Source organism: Pararhizobium sp. P1_E7 (assembly GCF_056405855.1).
Window position 1 is genome coordinate 71,583 of sequence record NZ_JBFUBH010000016.1, and the last position, 15,982, is coordinate 87,564.

Consider the following 15,982-nt stretch of genomic DNA (forward strand, 5'->3'; position numbering starts at 1 on the left):
GAGGCGGTCCGCATTTTTGATTCCGAGGACTTATGCAGCGGCGGGCTTACGCTCGACGATGGTCTTTGCGATACGCCGGGCTTCGCCGTCCACGGTAAAGACATCGTCCATGCTGGACGCTGCCGGCACTGCGCTCATCGCCTCCATGACGGTCTCGGTGATCTCGGCCATCTGCAGGAAGCCGACGTGCCCGCTGATGAAGGCTTCCAGCGCCACTTCCTTGGCGCCATTCAGCACTGCGCTCTGCATGCCGCCGCGCTCCATCGCCATCCGGGCGAGGCGCAGGGCCGGGAAGCGTTCTTCATCCGGGGCCTCGAAATCGAGCCGTGACAATTTTGCAAAATCCAACCGCTGGACATCGAGTGCCGGCCGCGCCGGATGCGACAAGGCATAACCGATGGCGGTGCGCATGTCCGGGCAGCCGAGCTGCGCCAGCACCGAACCGTCGCTATAGCCGACCATCGAGTGAATGACCGATTGCGGATGGACGATCACCTCGATCTGGTCCGGCCGCATGCTGAAAAGGTGCTTTGCCTCGATCATCTCCAACGCCTTGTTGAACATCGAAGCGCTGTCGATCGAGATCTTCAGGCCCATCGACCAGTTGGGATGGGCGCGGGCCGTCGCTGCGGTGACGTCGCGCATCTCTGTCAGCGTCGACTGACGGAACGGGCCGCCGGATGCGGTCAGGATGATGCGTTCGACGGCATGGCACTGGTTCTCCTCCAGCACCTGATAGATGGCGTTGTGCTCGCTATCGACCGGCAAAAGCTTGCCGCCGCCTGCGTGTACGGCACGCACGAAGAGATCGCCGGCCGAAACCAGGCATTCCTTGTTGGCAAGCGCGATGTCGGCGCCGCGCCTTGCTGCAGCCAGTGTCGGGGCCAATCCGGCCGTGCCGACAATAGCGGCCATCACCCAGCCGGCGTCGCGTTGTGCGGCCTCGATCAGGCCGTTGCGGCCAGCCGCAACTTCGATGCCGGTTCCGGCAAGAGCCGCCTTGAGGTTTTCGTACTCGCCTTCATCGGCAGTGACGGCAAGTTCGGCGCCCGTTGCTTTTGCCTGTTCGGCAAGCAGCGCTATGTTGCCGTTGCCGGTCAGGGCGGCGATGTCGAAGGCATCGCGTCCGCCGAGCTGGCGGATGACGTCGAGCGTGTTGGTGCCGATCGAGCCCGTCGAGCCCAGAATGGTCAAGCGGCGTTTTTCAGGTGCGCCGGAAGTCATGGCCAAGTCCCGTTGTTTTTGTTCTTTCATGTTAGGCTCTACAGCTGAAAGCGGATGTCAACAAGGGTAGCTTCGCTCCGGGTGGTGGCGATAGGGTCGCAGGTGCTGCGAATCACGGGCCGCAGCTGGCGGGGCCGAACCTGCCGTTTGCCGGAAAGGATGTTCCTCATGCTGAAGCTTGCGCTGTTTCTTTCCTGTTCCTGCGTGCTGATCGATGCCGCATCGGTCTCCACCGTTGCTGCCGAATCGGTGCCGATTGAGCTGGTGGGAACATGGCTGGCAGAGGATATCGGCGGCGGCGGCGTCATTGATTACCTGCAGACGACGCTGGAAATCAACGACGACGGCACCTATTCCGGCTTTGCCGGCTGCAACAATTACACCGGAACCTTCGACCTGAAGGGCGGGGAGATCGTGTTCGGCCCAGCCGGCTCGACGCGCAAGCTGTGCGTGCCAGCCGTGATGGATCAGGAGACGAAATTCTTCGAGGCCCTGAAGGCCGGGCTGTCCTGGAAAATCGAAGAGACGAAGCTGGTTCTTACGAAAGCCGATACGAAGATTGCCCTGAGGCTCGCTCCACATACGGTGTCGTCAGATGTGCTGATCAATATTCCCGGCGCCCGGACGGTCGACAGGCAGATGGTGCGTTACGACTGCGCCGGACAATCCGTGGCTGCCGAATACATCAATGCCGGTCCGGTCTCGCTGGTCACGCTGACCATCGGCGGCGAGTTCGTGATCGCCTCCAACGTGCTTTCGGCATCGGGCGCCAAATATGCGGGCGGGCAGTATGTGTGGTGGACGAAGGGCGATGAGGCAACGCTGATCGACACAATGAAGGGCGAGGACGTCGCGGGCATCACCTGCTCGAAAGTGGAATGAGCCAGACGCACCGGCGATTGGCGCGCCGGTGGGGTCCCTTTGTGGCTCCAATCCGTTAGCCGCGCGCCGCCAGTCTTGCCCATTCCTGCGCCTGGTGGCGATAGGCTGCGCCGGGATGGGGTGCTGCAAGGCGCGGTCCGTCGCCGAAGAGTTTTTCTCGCAGGGTGCCCTTCGCGTAGTCCTTCTTGTAGACGCCCCGTTTCTGCAGTTCCGGTACCAAAAGATCGACGGCATCCTCGAAACTTTCCGGCGTCACCGCATAGGCAAGATTGAAGCCATCGACATCGGTATCCTCGACCCATTCCTCAAGGAGGTCGGCGACTGTCGAGGGCGAGCCGACGAAAACCGGGCCAAAACCGCCGATGCCGACCCAATCGGCCATTTCCCGCACCGTCCAGACCTTGTCAGGGTCGATGGTGGTAAAGGTCTCGACGGCTGACTGTACGGCATTGGTATAGCGATGGCGCAACGGTTCGTCGGGTGCGAACTGGCTGAAGTCGATGCCGGTCCAGCCGGAGATCAGGGCCTGTGCGCCTTCGTAGGAGACATATTTGCGGTAGTCGTCGAGTTTCTTTTTCGCCTCGGCATCGGTCTCGCCGAGGATCACAGTCTGCAGGTTGAAGGCGAGGATCTTGCGGGGATCGCGGCCGGCCTTTTCGGCGGCCTCGCGGACATTGGCGACGTAGCGCTTCAGCACCGGCTTGGAGGGAGCGGCGACGAAGATGCATTCGGCATGGGCACCGGCGAAATCCTTGCCGCGGCTTGAAGCGCCGGCCTGGTAGAGCACCGGCGTTCGCTGCGGCGAGGGCTCGCTCAAGTGAATGCCGGGCACGGTGAAATGCTTGCCCGCGTGATGGATCGGATGGACTTTCTCCGGATGGGTGAAGATGCCGCTTTCGCGGTCACGCACCACGGCGTCCTCTTCCCAGCTGCCCTCCCAGAGCTTGTAGCAGACGTCGAGATATTCCTCCGCCAGATCGTAGCGGTCGTCATGTTTTGTCTGGCTTGCCTGTCCGATATTCTGGGCGCCGCTGTTCAGGTAGGATGTAACGATGTTCCAGCCGACGCGTCCCTTCGTCAGGTGATCGAGCGTCGAGATGCGCCGGGCGAATGTGTAGGGGTGCTCGAAGGAGAGCGAGGCCGTCAGGCCAAAGCCGAGATGTTCGGTGACGTAGGCCATGGTGGGCACCAGCTGCAGCGGATCGTTGACCGGCACCTGCGTGGAATGGCGCAGCGCTGCATCGACATTGCCGTTCAGCACGTCATAAACCCCGAGGACATCGGCGATGAACAGGCCGTCGAACTTGCCGCGCTCCAGCGTCTTTGCCAGATGCACCCAGTAGTCGAGATCCTTGTATTTCCACGACTGGTCGCGCGGATGCCGCCAGAGACCTGGCGACTGGTGTCCGACGCAGTTCATGTCGAAGGCGTTCAACCGGATTTCGCGGCTCATATCTGTCGTCCTTGTCTTGGGGCCTTGCTTGTCTTGAGGCGTTGTGTCTGTCGATGAAGTTCAGCCATCAGCTATTGCCGCGTCCAGGCCCGTAGGTCAGCGCCAAGGCTCCGACGAGGACGGCGCCCTTGACGAAATCCTGCGTGTAATAGGGTGCGTTCAGCATGGTGAGGCCGTTGAGCAGCACGCCGACGAAGACGGCGCCGACGATGGTGCCGAGAACATTCGGCCGCCGTTTTCCAAGTACCGCGAAACCGATCAGCGCGGCTGCGACCGCATCCATCAGCAGCGAGCCGCCGGAGGAGACGTCGCCGCGGCCGACACGGGCGGCGATGACGATGCCGCCGAGCGAGGCGAGCGTGCCGGAGATCACATAAGCAAGCGTCTTCAGCCGTGCCGTCGATGCACCAGCCAGCCGCGTGGCCACCTCATTGCCGCCGGTGGCAAACAAAAGGCGTCCGACACGGGTCCTCTCCGTCAGCACGAACAGGGCGATAGCAACAAGCGTCATCAGCACGACGGAAACCGGGACGACGCCGAACAGGCTGGAGCGGCCGATCAGCAGAAAAGCCGGATCGTAGGCGCCCGTGGCAGTCGTTCCATCCGGCAAGATCAATCCTGCGGAAATCGAGCGGCCGGCGGTCGGGATCAGCTGCAGGCCGGAGAGCAGGAACATCATCGATAGTGTGGCCAGGAGATCGGGAACCTTCAGCCGGACGATGAGGAATGCGTTGACGAGGCCGATGAATGCCCCGAAGGCGAGGACCAGCGGTACCGTGGCAATGGCCTCAAGCCCCCAGACGATCATCGCATAGCTGGCGGCCATGACGCTCGATGCGGCAATGGCGCCGATCGAGAGATCGAAACCGCCGACGGCGAGGGTGACGGTGACGCCCGCACCCAGGATGGCAACGACGGCCACGGCCTGCAGGATGCTCATCAGGTTACCGAGATTGGCGAAAGCGGGCTCGGCAGCGGAGAAGCCGAAAAGCAGCGCGGCAAGCAGAATGAAGACGGCGCCGGATCTGAGTGTCGCGCCGAGGTCTGCAAGCCAGCGTGATGTCGCGGCGTCTGGGCTTGCGTCGCGGGGTAGTGCTGGAGCGGTTTCGTCAATGATGGAGGTCATGCATGGGTCTCCTCAGGGAGGCGGGATGGCGCGCCATGGGATACGGCGGCAAGGCTGTGATGGTCGATGACGAGAATGCGGTCGGCGACCTCATGGGCCTCTTCTGGGTCGGAGGTAGCGATCAGGGTGGCGCGGTCACTGCGGCTGCGGATGGCCTTGATGATGTCGTAGCGGGCGCCGACGTCGACACCTTGAAAGGGTTCGTCGAGCAGCAGAAGCCGGCTCGGTTCGGCTTCCCAGCGGGCGAGAACGACCTTCTGCTGATTGCCGCCGGAGAGCGAGCCGATCGGCGCCTGCGGTCCGGATGCCTTGATGCGCAGGCGGGAGATTGCCTTTTCCGCCTCGCGCTGCTCGCGGCCGCCAAACAGCAGGCCGTGGGGATACCATTTGGAAAGATGCGGCAGGCTGATGGTGGCAGCCAGCGAACTTCCCGGCCAGTTGGCGGGCATCAGGGAAGACCGATGCCGGTCTTCTGCTGCMATGGCGACACCGGCGGCAATCGCTTCTGCCGGTGTTTTCGGCCGATGCAGGCGGCCATCCAGATACATGTCTCCCGCAGCAAGGCGGCCGGCGCCGAAGATCGCCGAGAGCAGGCGGCTCTTGCCTGCGCCAAGCACACCGGTGATTGCCACCACCTCGCCGGTGTGGACAGCAAGGTCGAAGGGTGCGGAATCGGACCTCAGCCGCGCATCGCGCATTTCAAAGACCGGCGGTCCGTCGGTATTGCGGATGGCGGGCCGCCCCGATTGCAGCTTGCGGCCGATCATCGTTTCGATCGCTGCGGGAAAATCGATGGGGCGCTCGAAGGCACCGGCAACCGCGCCGCCGCGCATGACAAGCACCCTGTCGGCAATCGCTTCCAGATCGGCGGTCCGGTGGGAGATATACAGAATGGCAAGGCCGCCGTCGCGCAGGCGCTTGAGAACGGAAAACAGGCGCTGGCTTTCGGCAATGGAGAGGCTTGCAGTCGGCTCGTCGAGGATCAGCAGGTCCGCCCGGTTGGCAAGCGCACGGGCAATGGCCACCAGCTGCCGGTCTGCGGCGGCCAGGTCGGCGAAGTCGCGGTCAAGCGGCAGATCGAACCCGGCGGCATCGAGGATCGCTTGCGCTTGCCGCCTTATGTTGGAGCGGGAGACAAAAAAGGGCTGGCCGCGCAGGCTGAAGCTAGTCAGCAGCAAAGTGTCCGCAACGGTGAGACCGGCAGCGCCGACCAGGTCGGTCGATTGATGAACGGTGACGACGCCGGCAGCGGCGGCCTCGGCCGGGGTGCGTGGCGCGTAAGTCTGCCCGCTCAGCATGATCGTGCCGGTATCGGCGGGTAAGACACCGGAGAGGATTTTCACCAGTGTCGACTTGCCCGCGCCGTTTGCTCCCATCAGCGCGACGATCTCGCCGGCATCAATCGTCAGCGTCGCGCCGGCGAGGGCGCGGGTGGACTGAAAGCTGCGGCTGAGCGCATCGACGTGAAGCAGCGGCATGGATGGGAATCCTAATGTCTCTAAAGTCTATATAATTTGTCATATAATTTCCGCTGATGACAGCCGAACTGGGGGAACAGCTTTGCGAAGTACCGGCTGCCCCGGTAATTTCTTTGCGGATGGTTGGGCTGCGGCAGAAAGTTCGCGCCGAACGTCTATCCGTTCATGGGGGTTTTCTTCGGTAGGACTTTGCCGCGCAGCCCGGTTCCCGGGAAACAGGTTTCTCTTCAACCCGGAAAAATGGCACTAATTAGTCTATTAAATTTATGGATTGCATATCTAATAAGTGCTGCGTCCCGAGAAGGGCTGGCTGCTTGCCGGTGACGCGTTTCGATTGTCCTCAGAAGGAACGCTTTCCATGAAAACCATTCTCCGTCTGGCGGCAACCGCCGCTCTCATTCCCTTTCTGTTTGTCCCGGCGGCCAAGGCCGGCGGCGTTGCCGGTGCGCCGGCGCCGTTCGACAAGGGCGGCGTCAAGCTGGCGCTGATCAGCTATATTTCCGCCGGCGATTTCTTCCAGGCCTATCAGGCAGGAGCCGAGGCGCAGGCGAAGGCGCTTGGTATCGATCTGCGGATATTCCCCGGCCGCCAGAACGCTGCCGAACAGCGCGAGCAGATCCTGCAGGCGATCAATCTCGGCGTCGAGGGCATCGTCGTCGATCACGGCGTTCCCGAATCTCTCGGCGATGTCGTGCAGCAGGCACTCGACAAGGGCATCAAGGTCGTCGCTTTCGATGTCAATCTCAACAATTCGAAGGTGCCGCAGGTCGAGCAGAGCGACCATGCGCTGGCAAAACAGGCGCTCGAGCAGGCCGTCAAGGACAATGGCACCAGTTTCAAAGCCGGTTATGTCTATGTTGCCGGCTTTGCGCCACTCGATCGCCGCAACGAGGTCTGGGATACGTTCAAGGCTCAGAACAAGGGTGTCGTCGAGAAGGCGCGCTTCGGCAATGTCAGCGATACGACGGCGACCAGCACGGCCGATCAGGCGAAAGCCGCACTGCGGGCCAATCCCGATATTTCCGTGGTTTTTGCGCCCTATGACGAATTTGCCCGCGGCGTGAAGCTGGCGGCGGCCGATCTCGGCATTTCCGACAAGCTGAAGATCTACTCGGCCGATGTTTCGACTGCCGACATCCAGGAGATCGTCGAGGAGGGCAGCCCCTGGGTCGCAACGGTCGCGACAAATCCAGCTGTGGTCGGCGCGGTCTCGATCCGCGCTGCAGCACTCGAAATTGCCGGAGAAGAGGTTCCCCGCCAGATCACCGTCGAACCGACGCTGCTCACCCAGAAGAGCCTGCGCGAAGCCGGCGTCAAATCGATCGAGGAACTGGCTGCCAAGATCCCGGCCTTCAGCGTCAGCGACGCGGCCACCGCCAGCTGGATCCCGGCCAAACTGTTCTGATCCTTCGCATCGCGACGGCGGAGCCGCCGATGGTTCCGCCGCTCTCCTTTCTTCACCAACGGAGCTTTTCCCATGAGCCAGTCCAATGTCGTCTATGCAGCCGGCCTCGGCGTAACGCGCGACAGCCTGTTTGCCAGTGCCGCCGAAATCTCCCGCGATCTATCGTTGCGCGCAGCGGAGCTCGACAGGGAAGGGCGTCCCCCGATCGGCGAGATCGTCAAGCTGAAGAAGGCCGGCCTGCTCAACGCCCTGCACGCGCGCGATATCGGTGGCGGCGGGCTGGGTTGGGTCGACGGCCTGAAACTCGTTCGCATTCTGGCCCGCGGCGAAAGCTCCATCGGGCAGCTGCTCGGCTACCACTACGTCAACAGCCAGTCGATCTACTGGTCCTTCACTGACCAGGCCCGCGCGCAGGTGCTGGGCGCCGAAACCGTAACGCGGAACCTCTATTGGGGTGCGGCGGTTAATCCGCGCGACCCCGGCCTGATATTGACGCGCCGCGGCACCGGCTATGTGCTGAACGGCCGCAAATCCTTCTCCACCGCCGCCCGGGTGTCTGACTACATCAACGCCAGCGCGGCGCTTTCGGGCAAGATTGCCAATTTCGCCGTTCCGACAGACCGCCCCGGCTATGTTGCCAATGACGATTGGGACAATATCGGCCAGCGGCTGTCCGATTCAGGCAGCGTCGAGTTCCATTATTTTCCGGTCTATGACGAGGATTTCATCGCGCCGCCTGCCGACGAAAGCACCCCGCCGCCGGTTCTGGCGACCTTCAATACGCCGTTGATCCAGCTGGTCTTCGTGAATTTCTACCTGGGGGCGGCCGAAGGCGCGCTGGCTGCCGCCATCGACTATGTCCGAACCACGACCCGTCCATGGGTGACATCAGGCGTGGAGCGCGCGGCCGATGATCCGTATATTCTTGAACGTGTCGGCGAATTCACCGCCGCGCTGAAGGCATCTGCAGCACTTGCGGACAGTGCAGCACTTGCAGTGCAGGCAGCCCTTTCCAAGGGGCGGGATGTAACGGCGCGCGAACGCGGAGAAGCGGCGGCGGAGGCCTATGCAGCCAAGGTTCACGCCACCCACGTGGCGCTCGACATCACCGCCCGCGTCTTCGAGGTGACTGGCGCCCGCTCGACGGCGGAAAAATACCGGTTCGACCGCTTCTGGCGCAACGTGCGCACCCATACGCTGCATGATCCGGTATTCTACAAAGCCAAGGAAGTCGGCGAGTTCGTGCTCAACGACAGGATCCCGGTGGTCAGCTTGTATAGTTGAATGGAGAGCGTTTGAACGAAATCCCATTCGCTGCCGGCGCGATGGGTTAGCGCCTGGCGGCAGAGCCATTTCTATATTTAGCATTGCCTAAATCAACAAAGGGCGCAAAATGCGCTCTGCCGGTGCCTTGGTGAGCGCCGCCTCAAAAGAAGGGGGAGTATCGTGACACTTGCAATCAATGACCTCGCGCCGGATTTCACTGCCGAAACCACCGTAGGCGATATTCGGTTTCATGACTGGCTCGGCGATTCCTGGGCTGTGCTTTTCTCGCATCCAAAGGATTTCACGCCGGTATGCACCACCGAACTGGGATACATGGCCCGGATCAAACCCGAATTTGACAGGCGTGGCGTCAAGATCATCGGCCTTTCCGTCGACCCGCTTGATCGCCATTCCGGCTGGGTAAAGGACATCGAGGAAACGCAAGGGTTCGCACCGAACTTCCCGATGATTGCCGACACTGGCTATACCGTGTCGAAGCTTTACGGCATGCTGCCGGCTGCAGTATCGGGCGACCCGACCCAGCGCACACCGGCCGACAATCAGACCGTGCGCAATGTCTTCGTCATCGGACCGGACAAGAAGATCAAGCTGATCCTGGTCTATCCGATGACCACCGGCCGCAATTTCGACGAGGTGCTGCGGGTGATCGATTCGCTGCAACTGACCGCCAAGCACAAGGTCGCCACCCCGGTAAACTGGAAGCAGGGCGACGACGTGATCATTGCCGGCTCGGTGACGGATGAGGATGCGCGCAAGCAGTACCCGCAAGGCTGGCGCGCGCCTAAACCCTATATCCGGATCGTGCCGCAGCCCCAGGGGTAACGGCCGTGCTTCGGCCCAGCGCAAGCGACACGCAAAGGAGCGGCCGGTGATCTTCCGTCAGCTCTTTGACAGCGTGTCGGGCACCTATACCTACCTCATTGCGAGCCGGCATGGGGGAGAGGCGCTGATCATCGACCCGGTGCTGGAAAAGGTCGATCGCTACCTGCAGCTGGTGCGGGAGCTTGATCTCAAGCTGGTCAAGGCCGTCGATACGCATCTGCACGCCGATCACATCACCGGGCTTGGTGCGCTGCGCGACCAGACGCACTGTATCACGGTGATGGGCGAGCAGACCCTTGCCGATGTCGTCTCGATGCGCGTGGCGGAAGGTGACCGGGTGGCAATCGAGGGCCTGAGCCTCGACGTGCTCTATACGCCCGGTCATACGGATGATTCCTATTCCTTCCTCATGGGCGGCCGGGTGTTCACCGGCGACACACTACTCATACGCGGCACGGGCCGCACCGACTTCCAGAATGGCGACCCGCGCCAGCAGTATGACTCGATCTTCAACAAGCTGCTGAAATTACCGGATGAAACGCTGGTCTTTCCGGCCCATGATTACAAGGGTGACACCGTTTCGACCATCGGTGAGGAGAAACGGTTCAACCCGCGCCTCAGGGTCCGATCGGTCGATGAGTATGTTGATGTGATGAACAATCTGCACCTGCCCAACCCGAAGATGATGGATGTGGCCGTACCCGCCAATATCCATGTCGGCCTTCATCAGGAGGAAATCGCGCGCAAAGGCTGGGCCGTTTCAGCGTCCGAGGCATTGGCGCTCGGCGGCCGCCCCGATATTGCGATCGTCGATCTGCGCGAGAAGGCGGAACGCGAAAAGCACGGCATCATTCCGGGTGCGCTGCACGCACCGTATCTCGACCTGCAGGAAAACATCTCTGCGGGCGGCATGCTGCATGAGCTGGTGGCAGCCACCGGCAAGCGGATCATCTTCTACTGTGCCTTCGGCGAGCGTTCGGCCATGGCCGTCGAGGCTGCACAGGATGCCGGCCTGACGAGCGCCTGCCACATCGAGGGCGGCATTGACGCCTGGAAGAAGGCGAACGGCCCGGTCATTCGATAGGCTTCCCGGCCTCACAGTGCTCCGTTCTTCGGCGGCGCCACGCCGTTCAGGTGATAATTGCCCACGACATGCGCCTTCCAGCGCACCGGGTCGTGCAGCGTGTGGGTGCGGGCGTTGCGCCAGTGGCGGTCGAGGTTGAGGCCGATGCGGGTGGCCGAGGTTCCTGCAAGCTCGAATAACGTTGTGGAGGCTGCGAGCGCCACTTCTGTTGTCAGCACCTTTGCGGCGGCGACCGAGAGGGTGGCATCGATGACATTGGCTTCGGTCGCATCCATCTGGGCGACATCGACCTTGCGGCCGGCCCGCTCGATCAGGGCCGTCGCCGCCTCTATCTTGATGGCGATCTCGCCGACCTTGGCGATGGTCAGCGGGTCGTCTGCGGCGCGTTCGACGCCGGCATCTTTCCACGGGCGGCTTTGGGTGCGCACGAAGCCCAGCGTCTCGGCAAAGGCGGCACGCGCAATGCCGAGATCGACGCCTGCATGGACGATCTGGCCGACCGAACCGATCGTTGTTGGCCGCTCGAAGCCTTTGTGATGGAAGACAATGGCATCGGCATTGACATAGACATTGTTGAAGATGGTCGTGCCGCTGCCGGTGGTACGCTGGCCGAAGCCGTCCCAATCGTCGACGATCTCGATACCCTCTGTGCCCTTGGCGATGAATGACATGGTCAGCCGGTCCTCAGGATCGAGTGCGAACACGGTGATCCAGTCAGCGAAAAGCACCCCGGTCGAATAGAACTTCTGGCCGTTGACTCGGTAGCCCGGCCCGTCCGGCGTGATGCGGGTATTGTAGTCGGCCACGGTTTTGGTGCCGCGTTCGGAAAGCGCATTGCCGAAACGGTCGCCCGACAGTGCACGGCCAAAGAAGTAGCGCTTTTGTTCCTCGCTGCCGTCCACCCGCAGGGCTTCGAGGATGTAGAAATGGTTTTGCGGGATCTGGCCGATCGATGCATCCGCCTCCGACAGAATGGCGGTCACTTCTGCAAGGACCGCATTGGAGACATCAAGCCCGCCATATTCGGCTGGAACGGTGATCGCCAGAAGTCCGGACCTGGCGATCTCGTCGAGTTCGTCATAGGGCAAGATACGACTGGCATCGCGGCCGGATGCGCGGGTGGCGAAATCTGCGGCCAGTGCGCGGGCGGTTTCGATGGCTTCGAAATCGCTGCGGAGGCGATCGGCCGTTTGTTTGACGACTGGCTGATACTGCAAGAGGGTTTCCATCACACGCTCCGTTTTTTGCACGGACCATGGGTGGAAGAAGTCAGGCAGAAAGATAAGATTATAATTTCTATAGATCGAGTAGACTAAGAAAAGTCTTTCCTTAAGACGTGTTTTACGCCGCCTTTGGTGTCTGCGCCAGCAAACAGTCGGCGATCCTTGCGGCTACGAACAGGGCATGATCGGTCACCTGCGGCAGGCCCATCAACTCACCGAACGTGCCGCGCGCCAGCGGACCGGCGATCAGCAACGAAGGTGTCACGCCCGCCACCGGGCCGATGGCTTCCGACTGGCGGGTGCAGGATAGCCCAAGACCGGTCGGATCGAGTTCGAGATAACCGCTGTGTGAGAGCTCGGCGAGGAAGGGCTGGCTGGCAAGAATGCCGCCATGTCCGGGACCGGTGGTGACGACCACGGCGTCGTAGGTTTTCTCGACGGTTCCCGGACACCGCCGCAGGCGCAGCGCGCAGTGAATTGCATCGGTCTCGATACGGCTTGCCGCAATCGACCCGGCCAGGATTTCAAGGCGTCCTTCGGCGATCGCCGCGTCGAGCGCGGTTTCAACCTGCGGCGCGACGCGGAACCGGTGCACATCCCAAAACGGCCGTAAGTGCCGGACAATGCGCTGCCGTTCCACCACGGGCAGCACCTGCCAGAGTGCCTGTCCCTGTGCCCGCACCTGATCGATAACGCTGTGCCAGGTCAGGCCGTCCAGAGCCGCTTGCCGGATGGCACTGCGGATGTTTTTCAGCAGTGCCCGCGCCGTGAAGGCCGGATCGGTGAGGAAGTCACCGACGGGATCCTGTGCCACCGGCGCATGGCCGCGCGAGCGCAGCCCCCGGCGCGAGATCGCGGTGATCGGACCTTTGTGACCCTTGAGGGCGAGCGCGGCGATCACATCGGCCGAGGTCAGGCCATTGCCGACGACAAGCACCCGGTCCGATTGCCGGATACCCGCAAGCGCGCCGGCCTTGGTTGGGTCGGGCACGAAGCGGGGATGGTCCTTCAGCACGGCTTGAAGCTGGCCTGGCGCCACCGGCGGCGGATGGCTGGTGGCAATGACGACGATATCGGCCTCCGTCTGTCCGCCATCGTCGCCGATGACCGACCAGCGCGGGCCTTCGCGCAGCACCTGAACGACAGCGCAGCGGCGATGCAGGACTGCGCCGCTGGCAACAAGTGGCTGCAGCATGGCGTTGACATAGCCGCCGAACACGTTGCGGCGGGGAAAGAGCGCGCCATCGGGCCGCAGAGCATCGTCATCGCCCTCTGTCGCCGAATGCGCCGCGATCCAGCGCAGGAAGTGATCCGGTTCGTCGGCCAGAAGGCTCATCCGCGCTGCCGGCACGTTGATGCGGTGGGCGGGTTCCGCCGTGTCGTAGGCGAGGCCTTTGCCAAGGCTCGCGCGCGGCTCGAATACGATAATTTCCGGAGCCGGGGTTTGGTTCGCCAGCGCAAGATGAAAGGCCGTCGTTGCGCCGGACACGCCACCGCCGATAATGGCGACGACCGGCCTTTGCGGTCCCGCCGGTGCTTCGTCTGATGCAGGTTCAGTGCCGGATAATGCCATCGGGTAGACGATCGACTGGTTCATGACACCCCACCGTCGGGCCGTTTCGATAGTCTACATTTTTTATCAATATCATCCGGCGGTCAAGCCTTTACATGTACACGCAACCCGCCAGGATTTGACCGCCGGTTCAGGACTTCTCGTCCAGGGCCAGAAGAACGCGCGTCAACAGTTCGTCTTCGTCGCGAACACCGTGGCGATACAGCGTTAGTACCAAGGCCGCCACCGGGTCGTTGGCGTCACTGTCGGGGGCGATCTGGCGGGCAGCCCTCGTGCTGTCGAAGACACGCTGGCACAGCGCCACATGGTCAGGGAGCATCGGCTCGTTGCGCCATTTTGTCATGCTTCGTCTCCTGTTTCCGGCTGCCACGACAGCCGCCTTCTCCGGCCGGCAAGGACCTTCGCATTGCCGGAAACCAACAAGGCCCGCGCCGCCGCAACAGTTGCGGCGCGTCCCTGGGCGCTACGAGTGACGATTGATTGTGGCGGTTTTTTATCGATGCGGATCAGACCGGCCCCGCGGCCACGGCCGGGTCGATCATCGGCACGGCGGCGTTCAGATCGTTATTGGCATATTTGATCACAAGAATGCGCAGAATCGACCCGACGATCACGAAGACAACGGCGCGCAGGGTCATTTGCATTCTGTCTTTTCCTGTTTAAGCATCCCTTCGAACGCCTAGGTCGAAAGCTTGTTCCAAAAGCGGCCGCTGCAGCCGTTTCTGATCCAGGCGCGGGCATTCCGTCCGCTACGCAGCATGAAGTCAACAAAGCGCCCTTTTCCGCATATCGGACTTGGTCGAGCTCTTGCTGACAGCATACGATGCAAATAGACCGTATGGGCGGAATGAGAGCAACCGGGGGGAACGCGTGCATCAGGATATGGCTTTGGTGGCAACCGTCGCAATCAGCTTCGTGCTGGCTGCGGGCTTCGGCTATTTCGCGGATCGGCTGCGCCTGCCGCCGCTGGTCGGATATCTGGTTGCCGGCATCGTGATGGGATCTCTCACGCCCGGGTTCACGGCCGATACCGCTCTTGCCGCCCAGCTGGCCGAGATCGGCGTCATTCTTCTGATGTTCGGTGTCGGCCTGCATTTCTCCGCCGCAGATCTCATCGCCGTTCGCGGAGTGGCCATTCCCGGCGCCATCGGCCAGATCATTTTGGCAACACTTTTGGGGATCGGCCTCTGTACGCTCTGGGGGTGGAGCCTCGGCGCCGGGCTGGTCTTCGGGCTGAGCATTTCCGTTGCCAGCACCGTCGTGCTGCTCAAGGCGCTGGAGGAGCGAAATCTGGTCAACTCGCCGAGCGGCCGGGTGGCCATCGGCTGGCTGATCGTCGAGGACCTGGCCATGGTTCTGGCGCTGGTTCTGCTGCCAATCGTCGCTGAGGTCTTAGGCGCCCATGGCGCCGGTGCGCATGAGACGGGCGCCGGCGCAACGCCCGTCGTGCTGACGATCGTGCTGACGCTGGTCAAACTCGGCGCATTTGCCGTCCTCGCCATCGTTTTGGGGCCGCGGATCGTTCCCTGGCTTTTGACGCTGGTTGCCCGCACCGGGTCGCGCGAACTGTTCACGCTCACGGTGCTCGCCATTGCGCTCGGCATTGCCTTCGGTTCGGCGATGCTTTTCGGCGTGTCGTTTGCGCTGGGAGCGTTTTTTGCCGGCGTCGTGATGAGCGAATCGCATCTCAGCCATAGGGCGGCTGCGGATTCGCTGCCGCTGCAGAATGCCTTTTCGGTGTTGTTCTTCGTATCGGTCGGCATGCTGTTCAACCCGACGATTCTGGTCGATCAGCCGCTTGCCGTCCTCGCCATCCTGGCGCTGATCACGCTTGGAAAATCGATGATTGCCGCCGGTTTCGTGCTGATGCTGCGCTATCCCATGTCGATGGCGCTTACGGTGGCGGCCGGTCTCGCCCAGATCGGCGAGTTCTCTTTCATCGTCGCTGGGCTTGGGGTCTCTCTCGGGCTCCTGTCCCAGCAGGGGCACGACCTCATCCTGGCCGGCGCCATCCTGTCGATTACCCTCAACCCGCTGATCTTCGGGGTGGCGGCAAAGCTGAAGGCGGTGCTCAGCGCAGCCGCGCCGAATTACGGTGCGCGGAAATTTGCAGTCCTCAGCCGTGAGCTGGATGTTATCAAGGCGCGGGCCGACGAAAAGGAAAGCCAGCAACAGCTGAAAAAACAGCAGCTGGTCAGCACCTTTCCGCTGTTTTCCGAAGTCAACGAACATGCGCTCGAGGAGCTTCTCCTCTTGTTCAGGCCGGCATCGGCCTCGCCGGGCGACAAGGTGATCCGGGTTGGCGAGCGTGGCGATGCCATGTACTTCATCTCGTCCGGCGCCTGCGAGGTCCGCTTGCCGGGCAACGCCATCCTGCTGGAGGCTGGCGCATTTTTCGGTGAGATGGCACTGCTCAGTGGCGGAC

At 62.2% G+C, this 15,982-nt stretch carries 14 protein-coding genes; 6 read left to right on the top strand and 8 right to left on the bottom strand.

What is annotated here, in order from left to right:
- Positions 1 to 30: 30 nt before the first annotated feature.
- Positions 31 to 1,224 carry a 1-deoxy-D-xylulose-5-phosphate reductoisomerase gene (dxr, locus tag AC1D17_RS16595; RefSeq protein ID WP_477566471.1) on the bottom strand — a complete coding sequence of 398 codons (1,194 nt, stop codon included), beginning with the start codon at positions 1,222 to 1,224 and terminating at the stop codon, positions 31 to 33.
- Between the two features lie 168 nt (positions 1,225 to 1,392).
- Between dxr and AC1D17_RS16600 the strand changes: the two genes are divergently transcribed.
- Positions 1,393 to 2,106 carry an META domain-containing protein gene (locus AC1D17_RS16600; protein ID WP_477566472.1) on the top strand — a complete coding sequence of 238 codons (714 nt, stop codon included), beginning with the start codon at positions 1,393 to 1,395 and terminating at the stop codon, positions 2,104 to 2,106.
- Between the two features lie 55 nt (positions 2,107 to 2,161).
- On the opposite strand, the gene AC1D17_RS16605 is transcribed toward AC1D17_RS16600, so the two are convergent.
- The 3 genes from AC1D17_RS16605 to AC1D17_RS16615 all read right to left on the bottom strand — a co-directional run bounded on the left by AC1D17_RS16605 (position 2,162) and on the right by AC1D17_RS16615 (position 6,163).
- A complete protein-coding gene (locus AC1D17_RS16605; protein WP_477566473.1) occupies positions 2,162 to 3,559 on the bottom strand; it encodes an LLM class flavin-dependent oxidoreductase in 1,398 nt (465 codons plus the stop codon).
- Positions 3,560 to 3,626: 67 nt separating this feature from the next.
- A complete protein-coding gene (locus AC1D17_RS16610) occupies positions 3,627 to 4,685 on the bottom strand; it encodes an ABC transporter permease (protein ID WP_477566474.1) in 1,059 nt (352 codons plus the stop codon).
- Entirely contained in the window at positions 4,682 to 6,163 is a 1,482-nt protein-coding gene (locus AC1D17_RS16615; protein ID WP_477566475.1) for a sugar ABC transporter ATP-binding protein, read from the bottom strand. Before AC1D17_RS16615 ends, AC1D17_RS16610 begins: the two co-directional genes overlap by 4 nt.
- Positions 6,164 to 6,521: 358 nt before the next feature.
- On the opposite strand from AC1D17_RS16615, the gene AC1D17_RS16620 reads away from it, so the two are divergent.
- The 4 genes from AC1D17_RS16620 to AC1D17_RS16635 all read left to right on the top strand — a co-directional run bounded on the left by AC1D17_RS16620 (position 6,522) and on the right by AC1D17_RS16635 (position 10,761).
- Entirely contained in the window at positions 6,522 to 7,568 is a 1,047-nt protein-coding gene (locus AC1D17_RS16620; RefSeq protein WP_477566476.1) for a substrate-binding domain-containing protein, read from the top strand.
- Between the two features lie 72 nt (positions 7,569 to 7,640).
- Positions 7,641 to 8,852: an acyl-CoA dehydrogenase family protein gene (locus AC1D17_RS16625; RefSeq protein ID WP_477566477.1), complete on the top strand. Its 1,212-nt coding sequence runs from the start codon at positions 7,641 to 7,643 to the stop codon at positions 8,850 to 8,852.
- A gap of 162 nt (positions 8,853 to 9,014) precedes the next feature.
- Positions 9,015 to 9,677 (top strand): peroxiredoxin, encoded by a 663-nt coding sequence (locus AC1D17_RS16630; RefSeq protein ID WP_477566478.1) that lies wholly within the window; start codon positions 9,015 to 9,017, stop codon positions 9,675 to 9,677.
- Between the two features lie 46 nt (positions 9,678 to 9,723).
- Complete coding sequence (locus AC1D17_RS16635; protein ID WP_477566479.1) at positions 9,724 to 10,761, top strand: MBL fold metallo-hydrolase; 1,038 nt, start codon at positions 9,724 to 9,726, stop codon at positions 10,759 to 10,761.
- Between the two features lie 11 nt (positions 10,762 to 10,772).
- On the opposite strand, the gene AC1D17_RS16640 is transcribed toward AC1D17_RS16635, so the two are convergent.
- From AC1D17_RS16640 to AC1D17_RS16655, 4 genes are all read right to left on the bottom strand, one after another.
- Complete coding sequence (locus AC1D17_RS16640; RefSeq protein ID WP_477566480.1) at positions 10,773 to 11,990, bottom strand: SfnB family sulfur acquisition oxidoreductase; 1,218 nt, start codon at positions 11,988 to 11,990, stop codon at positions 10,773 to 10,775.
- A gap of 112 nt (positions 11,991 to 12,102) precedes the next feature.
- Complete coding sequence (locus tag AC1D17_RS16645) at positions 12,103 to 13,581, bottom strand: FAD/NAD(P)-binding protein (RefSeq protein WP_477566481.1); 1,479 nt, start codon at positions 13,579 to 13,581, stop codon at positions 12,103 to 12,105.
- A 106-nt stretch (positions 13,582 to 13,687) separates the two neighbouring features.
- Positions 13,688 to 13,900: a hypothetical protein gene (locus tag AC1D17_RS16650; protein ID WP_477566482.1), complete on the bottom strand. Its 213-nt coding sequence runs from the start codon at positions 13,898 to 13,900 to the stop codon at positions 13,688 to 13,690.
- A gap of 163 nt (positions 13,901 to 14,063) precedes the next feature.
- A complete protein-coding gene (locus AC1D17_RS16655; protein WP_477566483.1) occupies positions 14,064 to 14,201 on the bottom strand; it encodes a hypothetical protein in 138 nt (45 codons plus the stop codon).
- Positions 14,202 to 14,427: 226 nt separating this feature from the next.
- On the opposite strand from AC1D17_RS16655, the gene AC1D17_RS16660 reads away from it, so the two are divergent.
- Positions 14,428 to 15,982 (top strand): cation:proton antiporter domain-containing protein (locus tag AC1D17_RS16660; RefSeq protein ID WP_477566484.1); only part of this gene is annotated, 1,555 nt, incomplete at its 3' end.

Bases quoted from the DNA above. Each gene is read 5' to 3' on its own strand.
- AC1D17_RS16620 (WP_477566476.1), top strand. From the start codon at position 6,522: ATGAAAACCATTCTCCGTCTGGCGGCAACCGCCGCTCTCATTCCCTTT.
- AC1D17_RS16610 (WP_477566474.1), bottom strand. From the start codon at position 4,685: ATGACCTCCATCATTGACGAAACCGCTCCAGCACTACCCCGCGACGCA.
- AC1D17_RS16645 (WP_477566481.1), bottom strand. From the start codon at position 13,581: ATGAACCAGTCGATCGTCTACCCGATGGCATTATCCGGCACTGAACCT.
- AC1D17_RS16650 (WP_477566482.1), bottom strand. From the start codon at position 13,900: ATGACAAAATGGCGCAACGAGCCGATGCTCCCTGACCATGTGGCGCTG.
- AC1D17_RS16655 (WP_477566483.1), bottom strand. From the start codon at position 14,201: ATGCAAATGACCCTGCGCGCCGTTGTCTTCGTGATCGTCGGGTCGATT.
- AC1D17_RS16625 (WP_477566477.1), top strand. From the start codon at position 7,641: ATGAGCCAGTCCAATGTCGTCTATGCAGCCGGCCTCGGCGTAACGCGC.
- AC1D17_RS16605 (WP_477566473.1), bottom strand. From the start codon at position 3,559: ATGAGCCGCGAAATCCGGTTGAACGCCTTCGACATGAACTGCGTCGGA.
- dxr (WP_477566471.1), bottom strand. From the start codon at position 1,224: ATGACTTCCGGCGCACCTGAAAAACGCCGCTTGACCATTCTGGGCTCG.
- AC1D17_RS16600 (WP_477566472.1), top strand. From the start codon at position 1,393: ATGCTGAAGCTTGCGCTGTTTCTTTCCTGTTCCTGCGTGCTGATCGAT.
- AC1D17_RS16640 (WP_477566480.1), bottom strand. From the start codon at position 11,990: ATGGAAACCCTCTTGCAGTATCAGCCAGTCGTCAAACAAACGGCCGAT.